Annotated in this window: 10 protein-coding genes and 1 pseudogene; 6 read left to right on the top strand and 5 right to left on the bottom strand. The window is 42.2% G+C overall.

Annotation, left to right across the window (positions count from 1 at the left end):
* Positions 1-20: 20 nt before the first annotated feature.
* From HCZ91_RS04490 to HCZ91_RS04470, 5 genes and pseudogenes are all read right to left on the bottom strand, one after another.
* The gene (locus HCZ91_RS04490; protein WP_179798448.1) at positions 21-599 is read right to left on the bottom strand and encodes a biliverdin-producing heme oxygenase; all 579 of its coding nucleotides are present in this window, start codon (positions 597-599) and stop codon (positions 21-23) included.
* A gap of 142 nt (positions 600-741) precedes the next feature.
* Complete coding sequence (locus HCZ91_RS04485) at positions 742-3,228, bottom strand: TonB-dependent hemoglobin/transferrin/lactoferrin family receptor (RefSeq protein WP_238050877.1); 2,487 nt, start codon at positions 3,226-3,228, stop codon at positions 742-744.
* Between the two features lie 236 nt (positions 3,229-3,464).
* Positions 3,465-3,905: a YbaN family protein gene (locus HCZ91_RS04480; protein ID WP_045456021.1), complete on the bottom strand. Its 441-nt coding sequence runs from the start codon at positions 3,903-3,905 to the stop codon at positions 3,465-3,467.
* A 614-nt stretch (positions 3,906-4,519) separates the two neighbouring features.
* Positions 4,520-4,954 (bottom strand): annotated as a pseudogene (locus HCZ91_RS04475) (recombinase family protein); the annotation flags it as partial.
* 350 nt (positions 4,955-5,304) lie between these two features.
* Positions 5,305-6,195, bottom strand: coding sequence for a LysR family transcriptional regulator (locus HCZ91_RS04470; RefSeq protein WP_218870039.1), 891 nt, complete (start codon positions 6,193-6,195; stop codon positions 5,305-5,307).
* 157 nt (positions 6,196-6,352) lie between these two features.
* On the opposite strand from HCZ91_RS04470, the gene HCZ91_RS04465 reads away from it, so the two are divergent.
* The 6 genes from HCZ91_RS04465 (at position 6,353) to HCZ91_RS04440 (ending at position 13,834) form a co-directional block, all read left to right on the top strand.
* Positions 6,353-6,742: a RidA family protein gene (locus HCZ91_RS04465; protein ID WP_179798446.1), complete on the top strand. Its 390-nt coding sequence runs from the start codon at positions 6,353-6,355 to the stop codon at positions 6,740-6,742.
* 59 nt (positions 6,743-6,801) lie between these two features.
* Positions 6,802-8,277 (top strand): aldehyde dehydrogenase family protein, encoded by a 1,476-nt coding sequence (locus HCZ91_RS04460; RefSeq protein WP_179798444.1) that lies wholly within the window; start codon positions 6,802-6,804, stop codon positions 8,275-8,277.
* Positions 8,278-8,384: 107 nt separating this feature from the next.
* Positions 8,385-9,374: a membrane dipeptidase gene (locus HCZ91_RS04455; protein ID WP_179798442.1), complete on the top strand. Its 990-nt coding sequence runs from the start codon at positions 8,385-8,387 to the stop codon at positions 9,372-9,374.
* 196 nt (positions 9,375-9,570) lie between these two features.
* Positions 9,571-11,250: a BCCT family transporter gene (locus HCZ91_RS04450; RefSeq protein ID WP_179798440.1), complete on the top strand. Its 1,680-nt coding sequence runs from the start codon at positions 9,571-9,573 to the stop codon at positions 11,248-11,250.
* A 135-nt stretch (positions 11,251-11,385) separates the two neighbouring features.
* A complete protein-coding gene (locus HCZ91_RS04445) occupies positions 11,386-13,125 on the top strand; it encodes a hypothetical protein (protein WP_257019967.1) in 1,740 nt (579 codons plus the stop codon).
* Positions 13,109-13,834, top strand: coding sequence for a DUF3726 domain-containing protein (locus HCZ91_RS04440; RefSeq protein WP_179798438.1), 726 nt, complete (start codon positions 13,109-13,111; stop codon positions 13,832-13,834). Before HCZ91_RS04445 ends, HCZ91_RS04440 begins: the two co-directional genes overlap by 17 nt.
* Positions 13,835-13,836: the final 2 nt, after the last annotated feature.

Below are 13,836 nucleotides of genomic sequence, written 5' to 3'. Positions count from 1 at the left end.
CCATTCAATCTAAATGACCGTTACACCGTTTCTTCAGCATAATTTACTTGTCGAATGACCCTTTTAAAAAATGCAAAGGCATCTTCAGCTCCTTTTAATGCTTGTTGGCGTTGTGTTAGTGTCAATTCTAAGCCATCTAATTGCTCTTTAAATTTACGCCAATGCACCATTCTGCCATCTTTATGTGCAGATAGGTGTTTTGCACCATGAGTACTTGTAAGTTCAATTTTTTGAGCTTCTTTATATAAAATTGCGGCGCCTAAATTTGAACCTTCAGAGCAATAAAGCCAACCAATAGATTCAAACTCACTTGGACTAGGTATAGCCTCATCGACTAACATAGTCTTAACGTGAAGGTCTTGCATGTCCATGGCTACTTGTTCTAAGCGTGATAGACTATTAAGTCCCTTAATCTTAAGGTTTAAGCTGGGATTCTCATAGATAGGTTTCAAAACTTCGTGAAAAGCATTTTGTGCTTGTAAAAATTTACTGTAATTTTCTATAGAGGCAAATGGTTCCATAGATAAAACGAGCATGTCAACACTATCATGTGTTTGGCGGGAGTGCTTTTTTAATGCTTCACTAAGAGGTAAGTTCATCACTGTTTCCTATATTTATTAATTTAAGGGGCGCTCTCCCATTTCATCCTATTTAGTTAGCTTTTTTTAGATTGAGCGCACGCCAAAATATTTTTGGGTTTTTATTGATAGTTTTTTATGTATTTTATCCAAGACATATGGGCTAAAATTCGTAGGTTAACCCTACTTTGTAATTTCTTCCTGGTGCCGTAAATCTTTCAATGCCAACCCCTTGGTCATCTACCATAGAGTTGACGTTTAATTCTGCTAACGAACGCAAGTTGTCCCATGGAACATATTTAGCATTAAATAAATTAAACACCCCTGCTGATAGTTTTAAATTAGAACCTAGTCTTTTACTGCCATAAACATCATATACATAAGCCGATTTAGACTTATCAATGTGCTTATAAGGAGCAATGACATTTTCATAAGGCATGTTATAACCATTTGATTCTAAGGTAGCTACTTTTGCGTCTTCAGCATGTTTTCTGCCTAAATACCTTAGATTCGCAGACAGTTGCCAATCCTTTTTAGGGGCTTCATAACCTAACCCGAATGTGACATTCAAAGGCTGAGTCGCAAGTAAGTTGGTTCCTTTATCAGTTTTATCTTTGGCATAACTTAAATTAGCAATTACTCGAATATCTCCTTCTAGGTCAGCAAGCTGTCCAACATCCCATACGCCTCCTAAACGCAATCCATAAGTCTCTGCGTCACCAATATTTTGGGCGCTGAGTATATTTATAGAAAGGGGTGAACAAACCGATTGGCCGGTCGAAAAATCTTCATAGCATCGTTGTTGTTCCTCTTGAGAATTCAACAAACTGATAAAGTCACTATATTTAGTATAGAAACCTATAGCTGTAAAACTTAAATCTTGAAACTGGCCAGACAAGCTAAGTTCATGATTGATAGATTTCTCAGGCTTAAGATGAACATTGGGCGTCAAACTGTTTCCCATCATCTCAAATGCTGAATACATTTGGCTGGTAGCGGGTGCCATGAATCCTGTAGATAGCTGATACTGGGTCTGTAAATATGGGCTAAGTTTGTAGTTTATGGAAAACATCCCTCCTATATTGTCCATTTTATTATTGTGATCAAACTCGCCATTCTCATAATCAATACGTACCGGATAATATTTGCTCGCCTTCTCGATGCCTTTTTTATTGATTTCATCCATATAGGGTTTGTAGTTATAATTGTCATACCGAAGTCCAATCGTCGTATCGAGCTTTTCCGTTAAATTTATTTTGTCTTGAATGGCCACATTGAAGATATCTTGCTTCACTGAGGGCCCAATAAAATCGTACCAAGAACTGGGGTTGCCTGAAGAAGGAATATAAGTTTCTTCTAAGGTCAATCTATGGTCCGTCTTTGCATATTTTGTATTAACTGACAAAGTATGAGAGCCTAGCTTCTCAGTTTCTAACGGTAAGCTTGTTGCCTCTATACTTAGTTGTATGGTTTTGTCCTCTTGAGGCCGATGCTTCACTCCATCTACCCTATAAGAGTCAGATCCCCATACTTGGCTATAAGTTTCTGTATTAGCCACTCCTGTAATTTTTTGCTGAGTTAAAGTGGTATTGACCTCATCTATGAACTCACTAGTAATAGGTAGGTATCTATGACTGATGCCATAACTTTCTAATTCTGCAGTATCCTTACCAATTCTTGAAGCAAAAGTCTGTCTGGTAAAGTTATTGGATACTCTATCCGTTTTTTGTTTAGTGGCATGAAAACCTAATCGGTTTTCTTCGTTCAAATGGAGGTATAACTTTGCTAACGTTGCCTCTGTTGTATAACTTAATGGGTCAGGTAATATTGCTGCTGTATTAGATCTGTATCCTGTAGAGGGATATTTATAGTCTGGATCATTGATAAAATCATAGGCAGGATCTAGTTTGTTTTTATCGAAATCTAACATTCGGTGATTTTTTGTTTCATGTCCTTCACGATGCACATAATTAATTATTGCCTCAACCTTATCGTTTTTCCCTGCTAAACCAAAAGCGTTACTAAATTCTTCATTGCTATTGCTATAACCTGTTTTGATATAACCACCAAGTTGACGATCAGGTCTTATTAAATCTTCTGGGTCTTTGGTCTTGAAACTAACAGACCCTCCCATTGCACCACTACCAGAATTAAAAGAGTCCGCCCCGACTTCAAACTCCACCTCTGACAGAAGCTCTACATCGGGTGAAAATCGACCCTCAAACATATATCCATAAGCTGAAAATATTTCATTGACTTGCTTATCTGGCAAGCTAACGCCATCTAAGTTTAAAGCTACCCTATTGCCATCTACCCCTCTGATGGCGTAGCCATTGCTACCATATCTTCCTGCATCTGCCACACTTATATCAGGGTTATAACGGACTAAATCTTTATCACTGTCAATTAGGTTGTCTGATATCGTCTTGGCCGTTTTAAGGTCGTCCCCTACATTTATAGGGGGCTGCTTATTAGCATAAACAGTTATCGTGTCCATATGTAACATCGGTAAGTTTTCTTCTTGGTGCTGAGTATCCGCAATGGCTGATTGATACATCAAAGTTCCAACAAGAATACTTAATAGGGTTTTAGACTTACCTTTAAGACTAGGTATATATATCGACTTCTTATAAGTTGAATCCTCGTGCATTCCAAATTTCCTATAGTAAAAATAAGCACAATTTTCTTCACATCAGCCTCGTCGTCAAAGGAAATAATATTAATTGTTAATAACATTGCTGATAGTTTCTTCATATAATAAAACAATATAGTTACATTGTAAACGATAATCATTAACAAATAGGAAAATATATTATCTTAGAGTATTTTACTTTTTGCAAAGGCTTAGCAAGGAGTCAGGAAAACGTCTTGTAATAGTAGGAAAAATTAAGCGTCCGGCAGTCGAGACATCCACACAGTAACAGTGATGCATATTGCGCATGTAACCCAAGCAAGCCACTGCAAACTATCAGAAAATCGGTAAAACAACATACCGCATGACATAGCCATCATTGACCAAGCCAAATATTTTGCCTTACGAGGAATAGCTCGATGCTGCTGCCAGTTCTTTACCATTTCACCGAACACTTTATGTTTGAGAAGCCACTGATTGAATTTATCAGACCCTTTAGCCCAGCATGCTGCCGTTAGTAAAATGAAAGGGGTGGTAGGTAATACTGGAAGAATAATACCGACTAAGCCTATGAAGAAGAAAAAACCGCCTAGCGCCATAAATAATATTCGTATTATGCGGTTATGATGAATTTGGTTGAGCATTACTTTTTTTTGTAAATTCGATGAATTTGTTGAAGGTTGCACATTGTTCATAAGAAAGTAGCTCGATAATTAAAGAGTAGCAGCCAGTTATTTAGCGAACTGCGAATATTTTTATTAGAGAATAAACTGTATTTGCAGGTAGTTTTTTACAGATTATTGTAAATGACAATCATTCAATTATCAAAATTATGATGTGTTACTACCCCAATCATTCCAATGAATGAGTGTTTTACGATTTATATTGAATATTTTTGATAAAAGTAGGGCAGTATTTTTTTATGTGAACTAATAGATACTTATATTACAGACCTATACTATCAATCCTGTAGAACTTGACTTAGGGGGTTTTATTTACGCAGTCTGATAATGAAAGTCAAACCACATTTTTCTTGGCGTTCTATAGCTTAAACGCTATTGAATCCTACTGCTAGCATAGCCACTATCTTGCCTCGGGGCGTAATACTGCTTCGCTTCCTCCTTCCTCATTTAAGAAGTCTCATTCATCCTGAGCTGCCTAGCTACTTTGCCGTTGTCGTTGTCATCTGCTAGTTTTTGACAGTTTCAGTCATAAAAGCGGCACTATGAGTCCTGGTTATCTTAGTCATGATAAACGCTCTATTAAGTCTTTAATTTACCAAAACGGGTTCTACAGTTTTTTCAGCATAGCTTAATCCCTGCTTGATACGCTCTCTACGCTTGTCGTTATCAAGCTTTGCCATCGTTGCTAACAAGTCGATCAGCATATGGTTAATCACTGTTAGGATATCACCTGTCATGCCCATACTTACCGTATGCGTGGTTGGTAGATCAGCCACCACCAATCGTAAGCCTTTATCTTTGATACGCTGCTTTAAGATCGCAAAATCATCTTGAGATAGCCGGCTTAATCTATCCACGCTTTCAACCAGCAGAATATCGCCTTCTTCAGCATCATTGAGTAACAGAGTGAGTGCTGGTCTATCAAGCTTCGTACCACTGAAATGCTCAACGTACTCAACATGGTTATCATCATAGCTTTGGCTAAAGCTAATCAAGTCAGACAACGCTCTCTTAGCGTCTTGATCCTTAGTACTGGCTCTCACATAAATACGAACGGTCATAACGCCCCCTCTATTACTTAGACTTAATCATTAATGTTTATTGATAATAGCAGGATATTACTATCATTTGATAATAGAAAAAAGTCTAATGATAGATAGATTATCATTTAAAGGTTTTATATTTTGGGTATAGGCTAATGATAGGAAAAAAGCACAGCAGCCAGTCTTATAATTCAAAAGTCTGTTATAGATAGTTCCATGCTAACAGTCTGCTTTGAATAGTCTGTCAATAGCTTTGAAGAGTGAAGTAGCTGGTTCCGCTAGGGTATACCCATTGAGATCATTTGTGCTGCAACCAAAGGTTCAAGTCTTTAACCAATCAAGTAATCAGTGATTTTATTGTCAATAAGCTATAGTAGGTAGTGTTTCTGCACATAGTGAACACATAACTCATAGAAAGCCTGAGCAGGCGGAGAAATAGATTTATCAGCGAGTTTAAAGATACCAATCTGCCTGTTTAAAGTGGGCTCAATTAAATCTATCCAAACTAGTTCCGGCTCATTCGCAGGGAAGGCAAGCTTAGGCAAGGTAGTGATACCCAGATCATTACGTAATAAAGAAAATAGCGAGGTGATGTTTTCTACTGTATATCTGGCCCTGCGATTGAGCGCTTCGGCTGGCGTGTTTTCGAGCAATCTGCAAGTGCCATTATAAATAAACGGCTGCGCCATGAGTTGCTGCCATGTTAGCCCTTGCGTTTGATTTAACTGGTTGTTCAGCTCATTGCTTTTCAGACAGACCACGCCAATCGGGTCTGATATGAGTAAAGTAAAATCGATGTTCGTTTGATCAATACTGGTGCAATTACCCAGTGCCAAATCAATTTCTCCGGCTAACAATCGATTGGCCACACCGACAGAGTTATCATCTATCAGTACAATCTCAATATCAGGATATTTTTTTGAGTATTCAACCAATACGCTAGGTAACAATTTAGTCACTAGCGACGGTACGCTTGCAATCCTAATCTTACCTTTTTCGCCAGACGCAGAAGCTTTTAGGTCGTCTTCTAGCGCCTGATAAACGCTAAGAAACTGCTCAATCTTTGGTAAGCAGGTTTCACCGAAAGGCGTGAGCAGGGCTTTGTTTCCTACTTCAAATAAACGCTGTCCTAAGGTTTTTTCTAACTCCTTTATCGATGCTGACAAAGCAGCTTGCGAGCGATTGGCACGATCAGCCGCCGCACGAAACCCTCCTTCTTCCACGACAAATAAGAAATGACGCAATTGCTGTAGCTTCATACTCAGACCATCCAAAACTATTCTTTAATAATCTATCCTAAATGATAGATTAAATCTATCAAAATCCAAATTTAATTAGTTAGATTTATCGTGCCTACTTGGGTAGGATACGTCTATACCAATTGCCGCCCAATCATAGATCAAAGGATATGACGACATGACGACTCACTCAACCAAACAAGCCATCAAAACCTCACTTTATGCGTCTAAAGCCCCTTTAGAATGGGCAGTTACCAGCAATGGTACATTGTACACTGCGCAGATTCCTATCGATGAAAATGGTGATGTGGTTGCAGGTGGTATTGAAGCGCAAACCCGTCAAACGTTAGACAATCTCAAGCACACACTAGAATGTGCCAATGTTGGCATGGATTCGGTGCTACAGGTCATGATCTATGTGACCGACCGCGACTACCTAAAAACCGTCAATCAAGTCTACGCCGAATATTTTGAAGCACCTTACCCAAATCGTGCAGCGCTCGTGATAGCAGGATTGGCTCGTGAAGAGATGCTGGTTGAGTTGGTCGTATATGCCGCTGTGCCTTAAATTTTGAATGTACTCTAGTCAATAAATCAAATATTTAATACTTTATCAAGGAAGCTCTTATGTCAGCTCACACCGCCCAACAGATATTACAGCAAGACCCAACCAAATCACTTTACATCAACGGTGAATGGCAGGCAGGCGTAAATACCATTGCCAATATTAACCCATCTGATATCACTGACACTATCGGTGAGTTCGCCCAAGCCAGTGGCGATCAAGTCAAAGACGCTATTGCTGCCGCCCGTCACGCTCAGCCAAAATGGGAAGCGACTCCTTTAGAAAAAAAGCAGTCTATCCTACAAGCAATTGGCGATGAAATGATTGCTCGCTGTGATGAGCTAGGTACGCTGTTGTCTCTTGAAGAAGGTAAGCCGTTTGCGGAAGGTCGCGGTGAGATTTATCGTGCGGGTCAGTTCTTCCATTACTATGCAGCGGAAGTATTGCGTCAAATGGGTGATACGGCTGATTCAGTGCGTCCTGGTGTCAAAGTCGAAGTCACCCGTGAAGCAGTTGGTGTGGTCGCGATTATCTCACCTTGGAACTTTCCAACGGCTACCGCTGTGTGGAAGATCGCGCCAGCGCTAGCGTTTGGTAACACAGTCATTTGGAAGCCTGCGAATTTAACACCAGCCAGCGCAGTGGCATTGGCCGAAATTATCCATCGTCAAGGCCTGCCAGAAGGCACATTTAACTTACTATTGGGTGGCGGCTCGTCAGTCGGTGATGCGCTCATCAATTCTACAGATATTGATGCCGTCAGCTTTACGGGCTCTGTACCAACAGGCCGCAAAGTTGCGGCTGCTACTGCGCCAAACTTTATCCGTTGTCAGCTTGAGATGGGCAGCAAAAACGCCTTGGTCATCGCTGACGATGCCGATTTGCAAGTTGCTATCGATGCAGCAGTGGCTGGTGCGTTTGGTGGTTCAGGGCAGAAATGTACGGCTTCTTCACGTCTTATCGTGATGGACGGTATTCACGATGCGTTTGTAGACGGTGTGATTGCCAAAATGAAAACTTTGAAGGTCGGCCATGCGCTTGAAGACGGCATATTCATGGGGCCTGTCGTCGATGATAAGCAGCTGGCATCAAACATGGATTGGATCGAAAAAGCCAAGCAGTCTGGAGCTCATTTAGCGTTTGGCGGTGAGCGTTTAGAGATGCCACATGACGGCTACTATATGTCGCCGACGTTGTTTACTGAGACGGACAACAGCTGGGATATCAATCAAGAAGAGGTGTTTGCACCGCTAGCGTGTGTCTTACGTGTCAAAAATCTAGAAGAAGCGATTGCGATGACCAATGATACGCGCTTTGGTCTGACGGGCGGCATCATCACTCAGAGCTTGCGTAGCAGTGCGATATTCAAAGAGCAAGTACAAGCAGGCTGTGTCATGGTCAATCTAGCAACTGCGGGTACGGACTATCATGTACCGTTTGGTGGCCGTAAACAGTCAAGCTTTGGCCCGCGTGAGCAAGGTCAATATGCCAAAGAGTTCTATACCATCGTCAAGACCGCTTATCAAAAAGCGTATTAGAAACCTTATTGATAAGCATGTTAGCCGCTATCGAAGCGACAGGGTGTAAACACGCACTCAATAGCAAATGATAGCGGTCACTTATAAAAGTATTAAAGGGAATTGATATGTACCAAGACCATATCGTCATTGACGGATTACAGTATAGCCATTGGGATCGCGATTATTTTAAGATGCTGCAAGCCAGTGGTATCAATGCGGTACATGCCACCTTGGTCTATCACGAAGACGCTCGCCAAACCACAACTCGCTTTGCTGAATGGCATGCACGCTTTGAGCAAAACTCAGATCTTATCTTGCCCGTGTACTCAGTTGCTGATATCAAGATGGCAAAAGATCAGGGTAAAGTTGGCATCTTCTTTGGTGCGCAGAATTGCTCACCAATCGACGATGAAATTGGTCTGATTAGCGTGATGCGGCGTTTAGGTCTATTGATTATGCAGCTGACTTACAACAACCAGAGCTTACTGGCGACAGGGTGTTATGAGCAGAATGACAGCGGCATTACCCGATTTGGTCAACAGGCCATCACTGAGATGAACCGTGTCGGTATGATTATTGACATGTCACACAGCGCAGAGCGTTCAACGCTTGAGGCGATAGAGGTATCATCGCGCCCGATATGTATCAGCCATGCCAATCCGACCACGGCTCATGAGGCCTTGCGTAATAAATCAGATACGGTCATCAGTGCCTTGACCCAAGCAGGCGGGTTGTTAGGGTTTAGTTTATATCCATTCCATTTGCCAAACGGTAGTGACTGTACGCTTGATGATTTCTGTACTATGATTGCTAATTGCGCTGATAAGTATGGCGTGGAGCATTTAGCGATTGGCAGTGATTTATGTCTTAATCAACCACAAGCTGTACTTGAGTGGATGCGTAATGGACGTTGGTCAAAAGCGATGGACTATGGCGAAGGCAATGCCAGTAATTCAGGTTGGCCAGATACTTTGCCATGGTTTGCAGGTAAAGACGGTATGGAAAACATCTATAACGGTCTGCTCAAGCATGGTTTTAACGAAAGCGATGCTGGAAAAGTCATCGGTCAAAACTGGTTTGATTTTTTAGAGCAAGGTTTAAAGCCTTTGGCTTAACTAGCTATTTAAAGAGTCATTTTAATCAATGGTTGCTCGAAATCGCTATAAGACGACAGTCGTGTTATAGCGCATATCCATTTGAAGTAGGTAATTTAAATTAGATAGGTATATATAGTGAGGTCGTTTGATCACATCCTCATTGCTACCACTCTGATCTAAAACGCAACGTTAGCATAGTATATGGAGCCACATCATGGCCGACTTAAAGGGATTTAATCAAAATGAGCAAGGACGCTCAACTCCTGTTAATCAAGGAACAAGTGAGTCCGAAGCCGCCACTATTTCTACCGACACATTAGGCCTTAAAAATCCTGCGTTTTGGTACAGTGGCGGATTCATTGTAGCCTTTGTTTTGATGGCAATTTTTGCAGAAGCGCGTTTGGCAAAAATAGTCGAAGTGGGCTTCTCGTGGTCCGTCAAAATATTTGGACCTTTTTGGCAAATATTGCTACTAGCGACCTTTGTTATTGCTTTGGCAGTCGGTGCTGGCCGTACAGGTCGCGTGATTTTAGGCAATCTACCCGTACCTGAGATAGACAGTTTCAAATGGATGGCTATTCTTTTCTGCACACTATTGGCTGGGGGCGGGGTTTTTTGGGCTGCCGCCGAGCCAATCGCGCATTTCGTTTCAGCACCTCCTTTATACGGTGAGTCAGCCGATCTACAGCAACGCGCTTTTAACGCATTGTCTCAATCATTTATGCATTGGGGGTTTTTGGCGTGGGCGATTGTAGGTAGTTTAACCGCGATTGTGATTATGCATCTGCATTATGACAAAGGCTTACCGTTGAAGCCTCGTACGCTTCTTTATCCTATGTTTGGTGAGCGTGTACTCACTGGCCAAACGGGCGCAATCATCGATGCTTGCTGTATCGTTGCAGTGGCTGCCGGTACTATCGGTCCTATTGGTTTTTTGGGATTGCAAACCAGCTATGCGCTGAATGAATTGTTCGGTATTCCCGATACGTTCACCACTCAGCTAATCATCATTGTCTTTGCCATCGTACTCTATACGTTGTCTGCGATCAGTGGCCTAACTCGTGGTATGCAGCTACTCAGCCGCTTTAACGTCATTTTGGCTTTTGCGCTGATGGTCTTTATTTTGATATTTGGACCGACCAATTTTATTGTCAACGGCTACATTCAGGGTGTGGGTACGATGATTGACAACTTCGTTCCAATGGCAACCTTTCGCGGTGATGAGGGTTGGCTGAGTTGGTGGACGGTATTCTTCTGGGGTTGGTTTTTAGGTTATGGTCCGATGATGGCGATATTTATCGCTCGCATCTCACGTGGTCGCACTATTCGTCAATTGATTACCACCGTCTGTATCATTGCGCCGCTTGTCACCTGCTTTTGGTTCACTGTCGTTGGTGGCTCTGGTCTAGCTTTTGAAATTGCCAACCCCGGTAGTGTCAGTAGCGCCTTTGAGGGTTTTAACTTGCCAGGTGCGCTATTAGCCGTCACGCAGCAACTGCCATTTCCTTTGATCACCTCGATATTATTCTTAATTTTAACTACAGTGTTTATCGTTACTACGGGCGATTCGATGACTTATACCATCAGTGTCGTCATCAGTGGCGAACGCGAACCAAACGCCATGATTCGTACCTTTTGGGGCATCATGATGGGTGTGACGGCGATTGTTTTAATCTCTCTAGGTTCGGGCGGTGTGACCGCGTTGCAGTCTTTTATCGTTATCACCGCAGTGCCAGTCTCTTTTGTATTGTTACCTTCGTTATGGAATGGGCCACAGATTGCTCAGAAAATGGCACGAGAGCAGGACTTGTATCGTCCTAATAAAGTAGAGGTAAGGCACAAAATCAGTGAAGAGAAACAGGCTAAGAAAAAATTGGCTGAAAAAGTTAATTGAAGCACTAAATCACTGAACGGTAAATAAGAAACTAGCCCTCATCTATACCGCTGACTTCTTATTTATCGATAGATATTATCATTGAGATTATTAACGAAGCTGCTGGCTCAGTATATTAGGTAAGGTAGTGAAATTATGAATATGGTTTATGCAAGTAACGAAAACATTAACCTCAAACAACCTTCGCTTAGTACGGGTTTTCGTACTCGTGACGTGATTATGAATGCTGAAAGGTTAGGCGCAATGCACCAGACTCGTATCAGCTTCGTGCGCACATTACTCCGTAAAGTTGACAAAGAAAAATGGACACTCAGCACGCACTTGTGGGATTTGGATGAACAAGGCTATGGCAAAGTTATCTATCGCCTAAATACCCCAGAGCACCTGTATCATCTGGTGGTGTTCTGCAATGAGTTGGCTGATGAAGAACGTAACGATAGAGTGATTGCCCGAAAGTGGGATGTGACATTTGGTCTGGTCTTTGGTGAGATAAGCGAAGTGTTGCTAGATAATTTGCAAGCTAATGTGCCGCTACAAGAAGCAGGTCGCAATTCTAATATGGTGATGGTGCTGGCACGAGCAAATAAGAGTGTACGAGTTTTTGATCATATCGTTAGCTCACTCGCCGTTGGTCGGCAACCAGATTTAGATGTATTAGCTCAAGTCGGCTACATCCTGCGTACCACTGCCGTCTATGGCAACGGTAAATTCGGTATTTATGACTTTAAACCGTTAGATCATAGTGCAGACTTTGATCAATCGTTTCGAGCGCAGATGTGTGCCGTGTATTTGCTACGTGAGTTTAGTTTAGATTGGGTTGATTATTTGGCACAGCAAAAAGGTGGCAGCAACGCAGTCAAGCTGCATCCAGAGATTAAGCGTTATTTGGGGATTGGTAATGCCACTGGTTTGGGTATGGCGCCGTATTTGATTAACCACCCTTGTGTGGTTGATCAATGGCTGACCACCCGTGAGGAAGCACTGCAAGCGACATTAACCTGTCAGATTGAACCCAAAGAAACGGCGCATTTTGCCAGTTTAATCAAACGTGCTATTCAGCACTTTGGCGAGATTGTCACCATCAATGAGCAGCAAATAGAACGCAATGAAACGGTCGTCACAGAATTAATGGTACTACAAAACAATTTGATGACTACTATCAATCACTATGTGACGTGGGCGGAGTTCTTGCAAGTGCACCATGATTTGAGTCTTGAGAGCCAAGAGGTCATCATTTCTTGCTTGATGGAGCTGTATCCTGAGCGTGTTGATGCGTTTCAAGAGAAAATAAATGCCGATGAAAGCTTGTCGTTACCGAAGGGCAAGGTGATTCAAGATTTGATTGATGTACTGGAGCGACACTATCAGTGGGCGATCAATATTGATTTTAGCCAGCCTGATAATAGTCATTGGTTTTGGTATCGTTCGGTGGATAAAGAAGAGCCACGCCTAGGTGTGCGTGGGCAAGAGGTAGGCGCAGATCGTGAGCTTGCACTAGACATCGCAAGGCAAGCAAACAAGCTGTACTTCGCGCTCAAACAAGTCAACGCTCAACAATTGATATCTGAATTTATTTTAAACCAACCAAAGTACCGCTCAATTGCGCGCCGTGTTTGGACAATGGGGCATAAACAGTTGGGTGATATTCAGATGAATGTCTTACATAAAGACGCGTTACCTATGCATCTGTTACGGTGTAAATTGTCTATGTTTGGTGCGACCAAGTTTGATCCGAGATCAGATCGCTGGGTCAGAATCACCTTGTTCCAAGGCGCACCTTTATTTGCAGAAGTGCATAGTGATGAATGGCTGTTTCCTCTATTACCCGATTTGTCGACAGAGCAGGGAGGTTTGACTCATGATCGTATCGCATAATGAAATCGTAGCAATGGTGTATAAAGCCTTTACTGGGATGCATCGAGAAGTTGGGGAGGCTGATGTAATCGCTACAATGGTTGCTGAATTACAGATGGCAGGCTTGGATGGCGTCAGACACTTTAACAATGCCAGTCCGTATATTTTAACCGAGAGCGATACGCCAATTGATATCGTCCATCAAGATGCTAAGGCGATGCGTTTAGATTTGCACGGTAGTAGCTTGGCGTGTCACTTACCGACGATCATCGATTACGCTCTTGAAAAAATGGGTGCTTCTGCACACTTTCATATTTACTTGCAGAACTGTCATAATCGCTGGCTGGCCTATAGTGAGCTGGTAGGGCTGGCGGCCAAAGGCTATGCTTGTTTGGCCAAATGGGATAACGGCTCTGTGCCCAAGCATACGTTATTTACGTTGAATCAAGGGTTTGTCTATCCTGACCTTTACTTTTTTGACAAGGCACAGTCAAATTACAATACCAATGATATGGTCATCGAGATTGCGACTCAAAACTTCGATATCGAACATGATATCCAGCATTTCGACCGTAAAATATCGACAGATGAGCTGTTTGAAACCCATCAGCGCGCATGGAAAGAGGGTATCTATGTCGATGACGAACAGTGGGCGATACTCAAAAAAACAGCAGCAGCTATATTAGTTGAAAATAGCGAAGCATCTAGTCGCGGCGCGGGTGGAGTATAGGT

The sequence above is a fragment of the Psychrobacter sp. BI730 genome (assembly GCF_013414195.1).
Taxonomy (GTDB): domain Bacteria; phylum Pseudomonadota; class Gammaproteobacteria; order Pseudomonadales; family Moraxellaceae; genus Psychrobacter.
This window is presented reverse-complemented; position numbering and strand designations above follow the sequence as displayed.